16 protein-coding genes are annotated in these 15,663 nt (G+C 69.0%); 10 read left to right on the top strand and 6 right to left on the bottom strand.

The features are described 5' to 3' along the window. Nucleotides 1-60: 60 nt before the first annotated feature. From MIAR_RS16595 to MIAR_RS16580, 4 genes are all read right to left on the bottom strand, one after another. Complete coding sequence (locus MIAR_RS16595) at nt 61-1,017, bottom strand: sugar kinase (RefSeq protein WP_285638179.1); 957 nt, start codon at nt 1,015-1,017, stop codon at nt 61-63. Continuing rightward, nucleotides 1,014-2,276 (bottom strand): alanine racemase, encoded by a 1,263-nt coding sequence (locus MIAR_RS16590; protein ID WP_285638178.1) that lies wholly within the window; start codon nt 2,274-2,276, stop codon nt 1,014-1,016. The genes MIAR_RS16595 and MIAR_RS16590 overlap by 4 nt, the downstream gene beginning before the upstream one ends. Nucleotides 2,277-2,435: 159 nt before the next feature. After that, nucleotides 2,436-3,248 carry an HAD family hydrolase gene (locus MIAR_RS16585; protein ID WP_285638177.1) on the bottom strand — a complete coding sequence of 271 codons (813 nt, stop codon included), beginning with the start codon at nt 3,246-3,248 and terminating at the stop codon, nt 2,436-2,438. Continuing rightward, nucleotides 3,245-4,090, bottom strand: coding sequence for an exodeoxyribonuclease III (locus tag MIAR_RS16580; RefSeq protein WP_285638175.1), 846 nt, complete (start codon nt 4,088-4,090; stop codon nt 3,245-3,247). Before MIAR_RS16580 ends, MIAR_RS16585 begins: the two co-directional genes overlap by 4 nt. Nucleotides 4,091-4,214: 124 nt before the next feature. Between MIAR_RS16580 and MIAR_RS16575 the strand changes: the two genes are divergently transcribed. Together MIAR_RS16575 and MIAR_RS16570 are read left to right on the top strand one after the other, a co-directional pair. Next, entirely contained in the window at nt 4,215-5,324 is a 1,110-nt protein-coding gene (locus MIAR_RS16575; protein WP_285638173.1) for a serine hydrolase domain-containing protein, read from the top strand. Nucleotides 5,325-5,334: 10 nt separating this feature from the next. Further along, a complete protein-coding gene (locus MIAR_RS16570) occupies nt 5,335-6,108 on the top strand; it encodes a MerR family transcriptional regulator (protein ID WP_285638171.1) in 774 nt (257 codons plus the stop codon). Nucleotides 6,109-6,162: 54 nt separating this feature from the next. Here MIAR_RS16570 and MIAR_RS16565 read toward each other — a convergent pair whose 3' ends face one another. Next, nucleotides 6,163-6,699, bottom strand: a complete 537-nt coding sequence (locus tag MIAR_RS16565; protein WP_285638169.1) for a YbhB/YbcL family Raf kinase inhibitor-like protein — start codon at nt 6,697-6,699, stop codon at nt 6,163-6,165. A 66-nt stretch (nt 6,700-6,765) separates the two neighbouring features. Between MIAR_RS16565 and pyrE the strand changes: the two genes are divergently transcribed. After that, complete coding sequence (gene pyrE, locus MIAR_RS16560) at nt 6,766-7,326, top strand: orotate phosphoribosyltransferase (RefSeq protein ID WP_285638167.1); 561 nt, start codon at nt 6,766-6,768, stop codon at nt 7,324-7,326. A gap of 102 nt (nt 7,327-7,428) precedes the next feature. Here the strand turns inward: pyrE and MIAR_RS16555 are convergent, their stop codons facing one another. Further along, the gene (locus MIAR_RS16555; protein WP_285638165.1) at nt 7,429-7,998 is read right to left on the bottom strand and encodes a YdeI/OmpD-associated family protein; all 570 of its coding nucleotides are present in this window, start codon (nt 7,996-7,998) and stop codon (nt 7,429-7,431) included. A gap of 93 nt (nt 7,999-8,091) precedes the next feature. Here MIAR_RS16555 and MIAR_RS16550 point away from each other — a divergent pair, with 93 nt between their 5' ends. The 7 genes from MIAR_RS16550 (at nt 8,092) to MIAR_RS16520 (ending at nt 15,660) form a co-directional block, all read left to right on the top strand. Next, entirely contained in the window at nt 8,092-9,132 is a 1,041-nt protein-coding gene (locus MIAR_RS16550; RefSeq protein WP_285638162.1) for a LacI family DNA-binding transcriptional regulator, read from the top strand. 89 nt (nt 9,133-9,221) lie between these two features. Further along, on the top strand, nt 9,222-10,511 hold the full coding sequence (locus tag MIAR_RS16545) for an ABC transporter substrate-binding protein (protein ID WP_285638160.1): 1,290 nt from the start codon (nt 9,222-9,224) through the stop codon (nt 10,509-10,511). Between the two features lie 70 nt (nt 10,512-10,581). Continuing rightward, on the top strand, nt 10,582-11,472 hold the full coding sequence (locus tag MIAR_RS16540; RefSeq protein WP_285638158.1) for a carbohydrate ABC transporter permease: 891 nt from the start codon (nt 10,582-10,584) through the stop codon (nt 11,470-11,472). Then, the gene (locus MIAR_RS16535; protein WP_285638156.1) at nt 11,469-12,386 is read left to right on the top strand and encodes a carbohydrate ABC transporter permease; all 918 of its coding nucleotides are present in this window, start codon (nt 11,469-11,471) and stop codon (nt 12,384-12,386) included. Before MIAR_RS16540 ends, MIAR_RS16535 begins: the two co-directional genes overlap by 4 nt. A 148-nt stretch (nt 12,387-12,534) precedes the next feature. Then, the gene (locus MIAR_RS16530; protein WP_285638154.1) at nt 12,535-13,860 is read left to right on the top strand and encodes an extracellular solute-binding protein; all 1,326 of its coding nucleotides are present in this window, start codon (nt 12,535-12,537) and stop codon (nt 13,858-13,860) included. A gap of 74 nt (nt 13,861-13,934) precedes the next feature. Next, the gene (locus MIAR_RS16525; RefSeq protein WP_285638152.1) at nt 13,935-14,816 is read left to right on the top strand and encodes a carbohydrate ABC transporter permease; all 882 of its coding nucleotides are present in this window, start codon (nt 13,935-13,937) and stop codon (nt 14,814-14,816) included. Then, complete coding sequence (locus MIAR_RS16520; protein WP_285638150.1) at nt 14,809-15,660, top strand: carbohydrate ABC transporter permease; 852 nt, start codon at nt 14,809-14,811, stop codon at nt 15,658-15,660. Before MIAR_RS16525 ends, MIAR_RS16520 begins: the two co-directional genes overlap by 8 nt. Nucleotides 15,661-15,663: the final 3 nt, after the last annotated feature.

Here is a 15,663-nt window from a genome sequence, read left to right as displayed (position 1 = left end):
ATCGGGGTTGCGGGTCGGGGTCTGTTGGATCTCGGGTTGCGGTTCTCGGGACGGTTCGGGTCAGCGCAGGATGTCGGGCCCGCCGACGTCCAGGTCTGAGAGCCGGGGAAGGCCCTCCCAGTCGCCGGGGAGGGTGACGGAGTGCGCGGCCACGCGGCCGGCGAAGTCGAGCCGGTCCTGCGGCGCGGAATCGACCAGCACGCCGTGCAGGTAGCCGGCCGCGAAGGCGTCTCCGGCTCCCACCGGGTCGCGTTCGACGACGGCGGTGACGTTCTGCTCGAACACCTCGCCGTCCACCAGCGACAGGGCGCCGTCGGCTCCGCGCTTGACGACCACCTCGGCGGGGCCGAGGGCGGAGATGCGACGGGCGTATGCCGCATCGTCCCCGCCGTCGTGGGCGTCGCCGAGCAGCACCTGCGCCTCGTCGGCGGTGGCGAACACGAGGTGCGAGAGCTCGGTGAGCTCGCGCAGCGCGGGCCCGGCCTCCTCGGCGCTCCACAGCGTCGCGCGGTAGTTGAGGTCCAGGCTCACCAGCACGCCGGCGTCGTGGGCGGCATGCGCGGCCGCGACCAGCGCCTGGTGCGGGCCATCGCCGAGTGCGGCGGTGATCCCGGTCAGGTGCAGGATCCGCGCGCGGCGGATCTCATCCAGCGGGAGATCGTCGACGGCGAGCTGCGCGCCCGCGCTGCCGAGGCGTGCGTACTGGACGGAGCTGCGCCCGAAGCCGCGCTGCGCGCGCACCATCATGCCGGTGTGCGTCGGACCGGTCAGTCCGCGGGTGCGCACGCCTTCGGCGCGCAGCTCCCGCTCGATGTACCTGCCGATCTCGTCGTCGCCGAGACGGCCGACCCACAGGGCTTCGTGTCCGAGGCGGGCGAGGCCGATCGCGACGTTCGACTCCGCACCGCCGAAGGAGAGATGGAACGCGGGGCCCGACACGAGCGGCATGCCCAGCGGAGCGAAGAAGAGTCCCATGGACTCGCCCATCGTGACGAGGTCGGGAGCGGAGCCGGTCATGCGAAGTGCATCCGGATCAGGTCGACGATGCGCGCCTCGTCGTCGACGAGCGGGACCAGACCCCACCGGTCCAGCGTGGTGCAGGGGTGGGAGATCCCCAGCTCCACGAGGTCGCCGACGCGCGGTGCGTCGCCGGAGGGATCGAACTGGATGAACGCGTGCTGATCGGCGAGCTGCGTGATCGTGCCGCTGAACGGGCGGGGGTCGGAGCCGTCCCGGCCGCGGGAACCGTGCACGACGGGCATCCCCTGATCGAAGCCGACGTCGCGCCGCCCGCAGAGCACGATCGCGAGGCCGGGCTCGGGGATGCTGAGCACGGGCGCCCACACGGTGATCGCGGGGCGCAGCGCGGGCGCGGCGGCGTTGCCGCGGGCGAGCGGGGTCAGCCGGGAGTAGAACCCGTCGTCATGCGTGAGATAGGCGCCGCTGCGCAGCAGGATCCGGTGCGCGGCGATGCCGGCGGAGATCAGGCCGTCGACCGCGGCGTCGAAGTACGCGCTGCCCCCGATCGAGACCGTGCAGTCCGCGGGGACCAGCTGCGCCTCCTCGAGGCGTCCCACGATCTCGCCGAGGTTCTCGGCGAAGGCGACCACCCGCGCGGCGCTCTCCTCCGGGGTGTCGCCGCCGAGCGTGCCCTCGTAGGTCGCGATGCCGACGACGCGGATGCCGGGGGTGCGGGCCGCGTGCTCCGCCAGCGCGCGCAGGGCGGCCTCGTCGCGGGCACCGGTGCGGCCGCCGGGGTTGCCCGCCTCGAGCAGCACCGAGAGCGGGCGGTCCGCGTCAGCGGCGGCCGGATCGGCGAGCAGGTCGAGGCCCGCGGTGGAGTCCGCGTAGACCAGGCACTCGAAGTCGGGGTCGGCCGCGAGCTCGCCGCGGATCCAGGCGATCGCGCCCGGCTCGACGAGCTGGTTGGCCAGCAGCAGCCGGGGCATGCCGGCGGCGCGGTACACGCGCAGCTGGAAGGGCGTCGCGGCGGTGATGCCCCATGCGCCGGCGTCGAGCTGCTGCTGGGCGAGCTGGGGCGACATGGCGGTCTTGCCGTGCGGGGCGATGGACACCCCGCGGTCGCGGACGTAGCCCATCATCGCCTCGATGTTGTGCGCGATGGCGGGCCCGTTCAGCGTGAGCTGCGGGAAGTCGCGATCGGCGGCGAACAGCGAGCTGCCGATGAGCCGCGCCGGGTCGTCGTGCGCCAGCGCGGGGCCGAGGCCCTTGGTCAGGCTCAGCGGGGGCTGCGGGTATTCGGACTGCGTCGTCATGCGAATGACCTCCGTGCGGAAGCGGGGGCGCCCATGCGCCGGGAGATGTCGGCGGCCGCGGCGATGACCATCGGCGCCAGCTCGGGGACCCGTTCACGGTGGCACATGCCTATCCATTCTGCAACGCAGCACAGCGCGTATGGAATGCGAGGTTCGCCGTCAGCCCGCCAGCATCCGCTCGATCACCTGCGCGACGCCGTCGTCGGCGTTCGACGGCGCCACCTCGTCGGCGGCGTCCCGCACCACGTCGATGGCGTTCCCGACGGCGACGCCGCGGCCCGCCCAGCGCAGCATCTCGAGGTCGTTCAGCGCGTCGCCGAAGGCGAGCACCTCGCTGCGATCGATGCCGAGCCGCTCGCACACCTGAGCGACGCCGGTCGCCTTGGTCACGCCCTGCGCCATCACCTCGACGAAGGGCGCACCCGACAGCGTGGCCTCGAAGCCTGTCAGCCCCAGCGACTGCAGCGCGGCGTAGATCTCCGGGATCGAGACCGACGGATGCCGGATCACGAGCTTCAGACTGGGAAGCGCCAGCACATCGGCCAGCGGTACACCGCCCATCGTCTCCGGATCGCGCTTGTGGTCGCTCAGCCTGGCGAGGGCGGCGTAGCCCTCCTGCGCGACGAAGCCCTCTCCGGCATCCCGCACGCTCGCGTAGACGAGGCCGGGCAGCACGCTGTTCAGCGCGTCGGCGAGCTCCTGCTGCACGGCCGGCGGGATCTCCTCGGCGAACAGGTGCTCACCGGTGGTCAGGTGCACACCGTATGCTCCGTTGCCGCACAGCGCCCAGTCGGTGAAGCCCGCCTGCGCGGCGATCGGCCGCAGCCCGATCGGCTGACGCGCCGTCACCGGGATCGTCGCGATCCCGGCCTCCCGCGCCGCGTCCAGCGCCCCGCGCGTGCGAAGCGAGACCGCGCCGTCGCCGCCCAGCAGGGTGCCGTCGAGATCGGTCGCGATCAGGCGGATGCTCACGCGAAGATCATCGGCAGGTCGTCGTCCTCCTCCGGACCGCCGAGGTCGAGCTCCACGACCACCGGCACGTGGTCGCTGGGCTGCTCGCCCTTGCGCTCCTCGCGGTGGATGGATGCCGCGGTGACGGCTCCTGCGAAGGTGTCGGAGCCGAGCACGAAGTCGATGCGGATGCCCTCGTTGCGGGGGAACTTGAGTCGCTGGTAGTCCCAGTAGGTGAAGCCCTCCGGGATGAGCGGGCGGACCACATCGGACAGGCCGGCCGATTCCAGGGCGAAGAACGCCGCGCGCTCCTCGGGCGAGACGTGCGTCGAGCGGCCGACCACGATGTCGGGGTCGCCGTTGTCGTGGTCGAACGGGATGATGTTGAAGTCGCCGACCAGCGCCAGCGGGCGGCTCGGGTTCGCGGCGATCTCGGCGGCGGTCGCGGTGCGCAGCGCGTCGAGCCAGTGCAGCTTGTACGCCATGTGCGGGTCGTCCAGCGAACGGCCGTTGGGCACGTACAGGCTCCACACCCGCACGCCGCCCACGGTCACGCCCAGCGCGCGCGCCTCGAGCGGGGCATCCGGACCCTCGTGGCCCTTCGCGAAGCCCGGCATCCCCGCGAACGAGGTGGACACCTCGGTGATCGGCTCACGGCTCGCGATCGCGACGCCGTTCCACTGGTTCAGGCCGTGCACCTCGACGTGGTACCCGGCCTCCTCGAACGGCGCATAGGGGAACTGCTCGGGCTTGCACTTGATCTCCTGGAAGGCGAGCACGTCGATGTCCTCGCGGACTGCGAAGTCGACGGCGCGCCCCACGCGCGTGCGGATCGAGTTGATGTTCCAGGTGGCCAGACGCATGCGTCCAGCCTATTGGCGGGCGCCGACAGTGCCGGTTCTGAAGAAAGTTCTTGACCTTGACCTATGGTCAGGGTTCATCTTCGTTCCGCGGCCGGCACCCGGCCGCATGACGATCGGAGAGAACATGTCCCCCACCCTCGCCCCCGAGGCAACCGCCCACCGCGCTGAGCTGCAGAGCATCCTCGACGACATGGTCGCCGCCGGCATGACCGGAATGACACTGCGCATTCGCGACGAGCACGGCGACTGGACTGCTGCCGCCGGACGCGCCGCCCTCGACGGCGATGCACTGCCGCCGATCGACGGGAGTGTGCGCATCGGATCGAACACCAAGACCTTCGTCGCGACGATCGTGCTCGCCCTGGTCGCCGAGGGACGGATCGAGCTCGACGCTCCTGTCTCGCGGATGCTGCCCGAGTTCGGCATCGACGAGCGGATCACCGTGCGGATGCTGCTGCAGCACACCAGCGGCGTCTTCAACCACACCGGTGAGTACACCGTGGATGGGCCGGAGTTCGCGGTGCCCTCACCGCCGATGGGCAAGGTGTGGGTCGACTCGCTGACCACATCGCACACCGCGGCCGAACTCGCCCGCGTCTCATTGTCGAAGCCGCTGCGCTTCGTCCCCGGAACGGCCTGGAGCTACTCGAACACGAACTACGTGATCCTCCGTCTGCTCGTCGAGAAGATCACCGGGCATCCGCTGGCCGACGAACTGCGGCGAGTGGTGAGCGGCCCCCTGGGCCTCACCCGCACCGTGCAGCCGACCGATGAGCCGGATATCGCCGAGCCGTATGCGCACGCGTACTACCGCTATGACGACGACGGTGTCGAGCGCACGATCGACGTCTCGCGGCACGACCCGTCGTGGGTCTCGAGTGGTGGAGACATGATCTCGACGACCGCCGACCTGCAGACGTTCATCACCGCGCTGGTCAGCGGTGGGCTGGTTCCGGCCGCGCAGTTCGCGGAGATGACGCGCGCGCACGAGACGCCGATCCCCGAGACGGGCTACGGGCTGGGCCTTTTCGTGCAGGACCTCGGCGAGCACGGCACCGTGTTCAGCCACAACGGGGGGATGGCCGGCCACGCTGCACTGATGTACGCCACTGCAGGTGCTCGTCGCGTGCTGACAGCGAGCATCAACTACGTCGACGACCCGGCGATGACGATTGCTCCGGTGTTCCAGCAGGGTCAGCAGCGACTGTTCGACGCGATGTTCCGTCGTCCGTGAGGATGGGAGCATGCACGACGGAGTGACCATCAGCCAAGCCGCGGCGTTCGCAGGAGTCACCGTGAAGACCGTGCGGCACTACCATCGGCTCGGCCTGGTGCCGGAGCCGGAGCGTGACAGCTCCGGCTACCGGCGCTACACGGCATCCGATCTGCTGCGACTCGTGCAGGCGCGGACCCTGGCCGCTGCAGGCGTGCCGCTGGGTGAGATCTCGCCGCTGCTGGATGCCGACGACGAGCACTTCGCTGCCGAGATCGTCGACGTCGAGCGGCGATTGACGGCCAGGATCGACGAGCTGATCGAGCGGCGCAAGACCTTGCGTCGCCTTGCGGAAGGCGACAGAGCGCTGCTGCCCGAGCGGGCGATCGCCGTGCTCGACTCCGTGGCGGCGCAGGGCATCGATCCGGACGAGATCGCAGCGATGCGCGAGGGGATGATTCTCGCCAGGGCGCTCGTGCCCGAGGGATTCGACGAGCACATCGCCCACATCGAGCGGGCGATGAGCGACCCGGAGTTCATCGAGATGAGCCGTCGCGCCGCCGAGGCTGCCCACTGGCAGGTTGATGATCCTCGCATCCCTGGCCTGGCCGATGAACTCGCTGCGCACTATCTCGCCGACCCGGACCGGCTGGCGATCGTCTCAGGGATGCAAGCACGCACCGACACCGCTGCGCGCTATGGGATGCTGCGCGACTTCGGCGTCGACGCGCAGGATGCTGGCACACGGCTGGTGCTGCTCATCGAGGCTCGGATGCGCGAGGCGGGTGTGCGCATTCCGCGGTGAACGCGGCCGGCGTCTGACGGCATCCGTGTTCTGAGCCGACAGGTGCTTCGGCCCTCAGCGCTCTGCCGGGTCGGCGGTGCCGATCAGGATGCCACGGGCGAGCGTGTGGAAGTGCCGGTGGAATCCGAGCGTTCCCGGCGTCTCGTCGCCGTCGAGGTCGAGGCTCTCGACGTCCAGCGCGTCGATCACGAAGAAGTAGCGGTGCACGCCGGTGCCCGCCGGCGGCGCGGACCCGATGTAGCGCTCCAGGCGCGCTTCGTTCGGCATCACCTTCGCGCCGGCGGGAAGGGACGCGGCATCGCCGTCGCCCGCCTCGAGACGGCGCAGGTCGGCGGGCAGATCGAACGCGGCCCAGTGCCAGAAGCCGGAGCCCGTCGGCGCGTCCGGGTCGAAGCACGAGATCGCGAAGCTCTTCGTGCCGGCCGGCGGCTGCGACCACTCCAGCGTCGGATGCCGGTCCTCACCGCCCCGGCTGGACGACCAGGCGAACAGCGGCATCGCGCCGCCCGCCTCGAGGTCGGGGCTGGTCAGCTCGAGCGGCGGCACGGGGCGCAGTTCGGCGAGAGCGGCGTAGGGATCGTACGAGAACATGAGACCTCCGGATGCCACGCTAATCGCGCACGCGCGGCGGAACCACCCCCCGAATACACTGGACCCGTGACTGATCTCGCCGCCGACCGCCAGGCCCTGCTCGACCTCATCACCGCCGAGGCGGTGTTCCACGGCGACTTCACGCTCTCCAGCGGCAAGAAGGCCACGTACTACGTCGACATGCGCAAGCTGACGCTCGACCACCGCGCGGCTCCCGCGATCGGGCGCATCATGCTCGACCTGATCAAGGACCACGACATCTCCGCGGTCGGCGGTCTCACGCTCGGCGCCGACCCGATCGCGAACTCCGTCATGCACGCCTCGGTCGGCACCGACCGCCCGCTGGACGCGTTCGTCGTGCGCAAGGAGCCCAAGGACCACGGCCGCGGACGTCAGGTGGAGGGCGCGAGCGTCGAGGGCAAGCGCGTGATCGTGCTGGAGGACACCTCCACCACGGGGCAGTCCGCCCTCAAGGCCGTCGAGGTGCTGCGCCGTGAGGGCGCCGAGGTGCTCGCCGTCGCCGTGATCGTCGACCGCAAGACCGGCGCGCAGGCCGCCATCGAGGCCGAGGGTCTGCAGTGGCTCGCCGCGTTCGACCTGGACGACCTGGGCCTCGACCCGCAGTAGCGCCCACGCCGGGCGTCCGTGACCTCGCAGTTCTTGACGACCTCGCGGTTCTGCGGCTTTCGCCCGCGGAGCTGCGCCGATCTGCAGAGCTGCGCCGCGTGATCAGGGGCGCTTGCCCACCGCGGCATCCGCCACGATCTTCGCGATCCGCGCGTCACGGGTCTCCGTGCGCTTGGCGGTCGCGATCAGCGTGAGCCCCAGCTTCTTCACCGACTTCGGGAACCCGTCCCAGGCCGCGCGCGCCTCGGGCACGGCATCCAGCGCCGCGGTGAGCTCGGGCGGCTCGATGCCGGCCTCCGGGCCGTCGAGCACGGTCCACGACCCATCGGCCTTGGCCGCCTCGATCACGCGGATGCCGGCGGGCGCCAGCAGCCCGGTGGCCTCCAGCTCGGCGAGCCGGGCCTTGTTGGTCGCGGCCCAGCCGCTGCCCTTGCGGCGCGGTGAGAACCACTGGCCGACGGAGTTCTCGGCGAAGGTGCGCACCGGACCGTCGATCCACCCGAAGCAGAGGGCATGACGCACCGCGTCCTCGTAGTCGATGCCGTCCGCCGCGGAGCCGCGCACGTTCAGCAGCCACACGCCGGGCGCCGTGGCGTGGTTGGCCTCCAGCCAGTCGCGCCAGGTCGCGGCATCTGCCGCCTTCACCCGCTCGCCCTCGTCGAGAACGCCCATCCGCACCTCCGTGTCGCCGTGGGCCCAGCCTAGGGCGCGCCGTCGACATGGACTTGGCAACGTTTTCATGAAATTGTTCTGACTATGGCGAAGATGAGCGACGAGAACGCGGATGCCGCGGGTCGCCCCACCATGAAGGACGTGGCGGCGCGTGCCGGCGTCGGGCTGTCGACCGTCTCGCGCGTCGTCGCGGGCAAGGGCGGAGTCAGCCGCGCCAAGTCCAAGGCGGTCGAGCGCGCGATCGCCGAGCTCGGGTACAGCCGCAACGACTTCGCGCACACGCTGCGCACCGGGTCGGCGCGGACCATCGGCGTCGTCGTGACGCGCATCTCCGACCCGTTCTACTCGGAACTGGTCTTCACGATCGAGCAGCGCGCACAGGAACGCGACCTGCTGGTGCTGGTCGCCTCCGGGGGCGACGACCCGATCGAGGGGGAGCGGGTGCTGCGGAGGATGCTGAGCCGCCGGCTGGACGGCCTGATCGTCGTCGCCCACGAGGAGGTCGACGTGTCGTTCCTCGCGGCGGAGAAGGCCGCCGGCACGAAGATCGTGTTCGTCGACCGGCCACCGCAAGGGCTGAGCGCCGACCTCGTCATCGTGGACAACGAGCACGGTGCCGCCACCGCCGTGGCCCATCTCGTGCAGGCGGGGCATCGCAGCATCGCCTGCCTCGCGCACACGTCCGGCCGCTACACCTCCGAGCGGAGGCAGGCCGGGTTCCGGCAGGGCATTCGGGATGCCGGGCTGCCGACGCGTCCCGAACTCATCGTCGCCGTCGACGACGACGTCGACGCGTGCGTCGAGGCGCTGAGCGAACTCGCCTCTCTGGACGACCCGCCCACCGCGCTGTTCACGACCAACAGCCGCACCACCAAGGCGGTGCTCAAGGCGCTGCGGCTGCTCGACGCGCATCCAGCCCTGGTCGGCTTCGACGACTTCGACCTGGCCGAGCTGATGAGTCCGCCGGTGACGACCGTCGCGCAGGACCCGTGGGCGATCGGCGATGCCGCCGCCGACCTGCTGTTCGACCGGATCGCCGGCCTCGTCGGCCCGGATCGCCGCATCGTACTGGGCACGCGGATGGTCGAGCGGGGCTCGGGTGAGACGCCACCTGGGGCTGTTACCGGGTTGTGACCCCGACCCCGTTGCGTTTGGCAACGTTTTCAGATTCGATGACAGAAGGCCCGCGCACAGCAGGCCGTCTTCATCCGATGGAGGATCACATGCGCAAAGCGCTCGCAGCAGTAGCGGGTCTCGGTGTCGCGGCTCTCGTCCTGGCAGGCTGCTCCGGCAGCCCTGGCGACGGCGGCAGCAAGGGCGGCTCCGACGATGCCAGCCAGGTCGAGGTGTTCACCTGGTGGGCATCCGGTTCCGAGAAGACGGGCCTGGACGCGCTCGTCAAGGTCTTCGGCGAGCAGTTCCCGAAGACGAAGTTCGTCAATGCGGCCGTCGCCGGTGGTGCGGGCTCGAACGCGAAGAACGCGCTCGCCTCGCGCCTGAAGGCCGACAACCCGCCGGACTCGTTCCAGGCGCACGCCGGTGCCGAGCTCACCGACTACATCGAGGCGAACAAGATCGAGGACCTCAGCTCCTTCTACAAGGACAACGGCCTCAACGACGTCTTCCCGAAGACGCTGCTCGACCGCCTGACCGTCGACGGCAAGATCTACTCGGTGCCCAGCAACATCCACCGCGCCAACGTCGTGTGGGTCAACAACGCGGTGCTGACCAAGGCCGGCATCGACCCGAAGACGGCGCCCGCCGACATCGACGCGTGGCTCGCCGACATGAAGAAGCTCAAGGATGCCGGCGTCGAGACCCCGCTCTCGGTGGCGACCGACTGGACCCAGGTGCAGCTGTTCGAGAACGTGCTGCTCGCCGACCTCGGCGCCGACGGCTACACCGGCCTGTGGGACGGCAAGACCAAGTTCGACGACGCCAAGGTGACCAAGGCGATCAAGGACTACACCTCGCTGCTCAGCTACGCGAACACCGACGGCACGGGTCAGGACTGGCCGGTCGCGACCGACATGGTCATCGACGGCACCGCCGCGTACAACGTGATGGGCGACTGGGCTCTGGCCGAGTTCGACGCCAAGAACAAGACCTACGGCACCGACTACACCACCTGGCCGACCCCGGGCACCGACGGCACGTTCGACTTCCTCGCCGACTCCTTCACTCTTCCGGTCGGTGCTCCGCACGCCGGCGGCGCGAAGAACTGGCTGAAGACGATCAGCTCCGCCGACGGGCAGAAGGCGTTCAACCTCGCCAAGGGCTCGATCCCGGCGCGCACCGACGCGGTCGCGACCGACTACCCCGAGTACCAGCAGGGCGCGATGGCCTCCTTCGCCAAGGACACCGTGGTCAGCTCGCTGGCGCACGGCGCGGCCGTGAAGGTCTCCTGGCTGAACGACATCACCTCCGCCATCGGGCAGTTCGTCTCCACCAAGGACGGCAAGGCTCTGCAGGACGCGCTCGTCCAGGCGCAGACCAAGGGCCTCGGCAAGTAACATCCATCCTCCGAGCGGGGCGGCGCACCGGCGCCGCCCCGCTCGCATCCCCGTCTGAAGGAGGGCGCCGATGCGCAAGGGCATCCGCAACTGGGGGCCGCCGCTGCTGCTGATCTCGCCGACGATCGTGCTGCTGGGCATCTTCGTCTACGTCATGATCGGCCAGAACTTCTACACCGCCATGACCAGGGACTCCGCCCTGTCGGCATCCGAGTTCGTGGGCCTTGAGAACTTCACCGACCTGCTCACCGAACCGCGGTTCCTGCACTCGCTGGCCAACCTCGGCATCTTCACCGTGTTCTTCATGGTCGGGACCATGCTCTTCGGGTTCCTCTGGGCCTGGATGCTGGACAAGGGCGTCACGGCCGAGGGCGTGTTCCGCTCGGTCTACCTCTTCCCGATGGCCGTCTCGTTCGTGGCATCCGGTGTCGTCTGGCGGTGGCTGCTCAGCTCAGCGCAGGGCGACCGCGCCTCGGGACTGAACCGCCTGCTCGAGTCCATCGGACTCGGCGGCCTGCAGAACGACTGGTACAACCAGCCGCTGTGGGGCATGGCCGCCATGGCCATGCCCGCCATCTGGCAGCTCGCCGGCTACGTGATGGCACTGTTCCTCTCCGGGTTCCGCGGCATCCCCGAGGAGCTGCGCGAGGCCGCCCGCATGGACGGCGCCAGTGAGTGGAAGCTCTACCGTCACGTGATCTTCCCGCAGCTGAGCCCGGTGGCCCTGTCGGCCCTCGTGATCGTCGCGCACATGTCGCTGAAGGTCTTCGACCTGATCATGGCCGTCACCGGGCCGGTGTACATCACCGAGGTCCCGGCGACCTACATGTGGACCGCGCTGACCGGCGGCGAGTACGGCAAGGCGTCCGCCATCGCGACCGTCCTGCTGCTGCTGGTGTGCATCTTCATCGTGCCGTACCTGATCTCCACGGCCCGCGCCGAGAGGAGGGCACGCAAGTGACCGTCGCAACCGGAATCGAGCGCCGCGCCACCACCGCCGGCAGCATCCCGACCGCGCACCGGACCCGCGCGCGCATCGGCCGCACCACCAAGTACGTGCTGCTCCTGCTGTTCATCGTCATCGTGCTGATGCCGGTGTACGTGCTGGTGGTCACCAGCCTGAAGCCGCCGTCCGACGTCAGCGCCGTCACCTCGTGGGCCTGGCCGTCACGCTGGCCGTGGCAGGCCGACGGAGACGGCAGCACCGGCTTCGGCAACTGGGCCACCGCCTGGGACGCGCTGGCTGCGCCGCTCGGTCGCACCTTCCTGCTGGCGATCCCCGCAGCCCTGATCTCGGCCATGCTCGGCTCGATGAACGGCTTCGTGCTCTCGCGCTGGAAGTTCCCCTACGCCAACGTCGTGTTCACGCTGATCCTGTTCGGCATGTTCATCCCGTACCAGGCGATCATGGTGCCGCTGGTGCAGATGAAGACCTCGCTGGGGCTGCCGTCGAGCATCGTCACGCTGCTGTTCGTGCACATCATCTACGGTCTGCCGATCTGCACGCTGATCTTCCGCAACTACTACGAGGGCGTGCCCGAGGAGCTCATGGAGGCGTCCCGCATGGACGGCGCAGGCATGCTCGGCTCGTACTGGCGCATCATCCTGCCGCTGTCGCTGCCGGGGTTCGTCGTGACGATCATCTGGCAGTTCACGTCGGCGTGGAACGACTACCTGTTCGCACTGTTCCTCTCGGATGCCAATCAGGGGCCTGTCTCGCTGTCACTGGTCAACCTGTCGCAGGGCGCTCAGCTGTCGAACTACGGCGCGTCGATGGCCGGTGCGCTGATCGCGTCGATCCCGACGCTGCTCGTGTACATCCTGCTCGGCAAGTACTTCGTCGGCGGACTGATGAGCGGGTCCGTCAAGTCCTGAGCCGGGACCGCGCAGGACGCGAAGGGGAGTCTGGTATGTACCAGGCTCCCCTTTCCTTTGCTGTCCTTGCTGTGCGCTCTTGACCTTCTCGCGGAATTCTGTCAACCTTGCCGACAAGGTGGTTCGTACCAGTCATCAAGGAGGATGCATGCGAAAGCTCAAGAGAGTCGTCGTGATCGCGACCGTCGGCGCCGTGGCTGCCGCCGCGCTCGTGGGCTGCGGCCCGAAGACGGGCAGCGAGGGCGACGCCAAGGGAGTCGTGAAGATGGTGACCTGGCCGGGCCCTGAAGGCGACGCCATGGCGAAGGTGGTGAAGGCCTACAACGCCGGTCAGGGCAAGAAGGACGGGATCACCGTCGACAACGTCCTGATCTCGCGGGAGGACACCTTCAACAAGGAGGTCGCGCTGATGACGGCGAAGGACTCCAGCATGGACGTGTACTTCACGGCCACCTACAACGTGGGGCAGTTCTCGGCATCGCTCGACCCGCTCGACGGGATCGACACCTCGGCGTACTTCCCGGTCGCCGTCGACGGGCTCAAGTACAACGACAAGCTGTACGCGCTGCCGCTGGACGTGTCCAACCACTTCCTGTACTACCGCACCGATCTGCTCGACGCGCTCGCGAGCGACCCCGCGCAGACCGCGAGGTACGCCGAGATCTCGAAGAAGGTCGTCGGCGAGGCGCTCGTCCCGAAGAAGCCCGAGGACTGGTCGATGGACGACTTCAAGGCCACGGTCGCGTACTTCTCGCAGGCGGAGAACCCGGCATCCCCGACGAAGTACGGCACGATCCTGCAGGCGAAGGACCTGCTGTACAACACCATGATCTGGAACGACGTGCTCTGGGGCTACGGCGGATCCTGGACCGATGACTCGGGCAAGGCCACGATCGACTCGGAGGCCGGACGCAAGGCCGTGCAGCTGTACGCCGACATCTACAAGAACGGCTGGACCTCGCCCGACAGCGCACAGGCCGAGTTCCCCGAGACGCAGGCGGCCCTGCAGTCCGGACAGGTCGCCGTGGCGCTGCAGTGGTCGGCCGCGTACGCCGATCTGGCCGATGCTGCCAAGTCGCCCAAGATCGCCGACAAGATCGCGATCGCTCCCGTGCCGGGTGGGGCATCGCACGTCCACGCCCTGGCCGTCGCGATCAACAAGTACGGCAAGAACAAGGCCGCAGCGCGCAAGTGGCTCGAGTACCTCGCCACCCCGGAGGCGATGGATGCCTATGCCAAGGCCGGCGGCATCCCGGCGATGCCCGATGTGCTCAAGCAGAACACCGACCTCAACGCCGCGTTCCCGGTGGTCATCGACGCCGTCAGCAAGGGCTATGCGGAGCCGGTCTTCCCCAAGACCTTCGAGGCGTACAAGGAGCTGGCCGACGCGCTCAGCCCGGCGTGGGTCGGGCAGAAGCCGGCCGACGAGGCGGTGAAGCAGGCGAACGCGAAGCTGCAGGACCTGCTGCCCTGACCGTGCGGCGGGGGCGCGCGAGCGCTCCCGCCGGCACCGCTCTCGTCCACCCAGCCAGCTCCGAGGAGACCTGAATGCAATCCCAGGCCATGCGCCAGCGCCGATGGACCGCGGCGCTGCTCGCCGCACCGCTGCTGATCTTCGCCGTGTGCTTCGTCGCCTACCCCCTGGTGACCGGCGCACTGACCGCCTTCCAGGACAAGACCGTGTACTCCCCGGAGGAGACGTTCAGCGGCCTGAAGAACTTCGGAGCGCTGTTCCGCGACGGCGACTTCGTGCAGGCGGTGGTCTTCACCGTCCTCTACACGGTCGTCGTCGTCGCCGTCGAGGTCGTGCTCGGATTCGGGCTCGCGCTGCTCATGCACCGCGTGATGCCGGGCAAGAAGCTGTGGTTCACGCTCATCCTGCTGCCCATCATGATCGCGCCCGCGATGCTCGGTGTGATGTTCCGTCTGCTGCTGAACGGCGACATCGGCGCCGTCCCGGCCATTCTGGAGCACCTCGGGGTCAGTGTGAGCCTGTTCTCGCCCGGCTCCGTGATCCCGCTGCTCATCGTCCTCGACATCCTGCAGTGGACGCCCTTCACCTTCCTCATCATCTACGCGGGCCTGCAGTCGTTCCCGCTGGAGCTCAGCGAGGCGGCCGCGGTCGACGGGGCCGGGTACTGGCGCACGCTGCGCAGCGTGGTGCTCCCCGTCATCGCCCCGGTGTTCATCGCCGCGATGTTCCTCCGGATGATCGACGCGCTCCGCACGTTCGACGTCATCTACGTGCTGACGGCGGGAGGGCCCGGCGGCATGACGACCACGGTGAGCATCTACATCTACAAGACCGCCTTCGTCTCCGGCGACTTCGGCAAGGCCGCCGCCGCTGCCCTGGTCATGCTGGTCTGCGTGCTTCCGCTGGTCCCCGTCATCGTCAAGCGCATCACCCAGTCGGGAGGACGCAATGCCTGAGCAGACCCTCCGCCGTCATCGTCGCCACACGACGGGCGCTGTCGTCGCCGCAGTCGCAGCCGCCGTCATCGCGCTGCTCCTCAACGCCCCGTTCCTGAACTCCCTCATCGTCAGCTTCAAGACGGAGGGGGACATCGCCGGAGACCCGCTCGGATTCTCGTCCGGGCCCACGCTCGACCACTACCTGAACGTCCTGTATCAGGCCGGCTACGACTTCCCGCGCTTCTTCCTCAACTCGATCCTGATCTCGCTGGGCGCGGTCCTTCTCGTTCTGATCATCAGCGTGCCGGCCTCCTATGCGATCATCCGGCTGCGATTCGGCGGGGACGCGGTCGTCAACGCGGCATCCGGACTCCGGCTTCTGCCCGCGGTGTTCTTCATCGTCCCGTTCTTCGTGATGTTCAACCTGGTCGGGCTCACCGACACCGTGGCAGGTCTCGTCTTCGCGAACACGTTCCTGAACGTGCCTCTCGCACTGATCCTGCTCACCGGCGCCATCCGCGAGCTGCCCATCGAGGTCGAGGAGGCCGCCGCCGTCGACGGCGCAGGCATCCTCGCGACGCTGTGGCGGATCGTGATCCCCATGCTGGCGCCGACGCTGGTCGCGGTGTGCGTTCTGGTCTTCATCTTCAGCTGGGACGATTACCTGTTCGCCCTGGTGCTGTCGACCTCCGAGGCGACGCCCGTCACGCTGGGGGCCGCGAACTTCATCACCAGCACCGGGATCCGCTGGGGCGACATCTCCGCAGCCGCCGTGCTGTCCGTGATCCCGCCTGTGCTCTTCGCCGTGTTCGCGCAGCGCTACCTTGTGAGTGGACTTTCGTCCGGAGCGGTGAAGGGCTGAGGG

This window comes from Microbacterium arabinogalactanolyticum (assembly GCF_030268005.1).
Lineage (GTDB): Bacteria > Actinomycetota > Actinomycetes > Actinomycetales > Microbacteriaceae > Microbacterium > Microbacterium arabinogalactanolyticum.
Note: the sequence above shows the minus strand (reverse complement) of the source record. Positions and strands in the feature narration are given on the sequence as shown.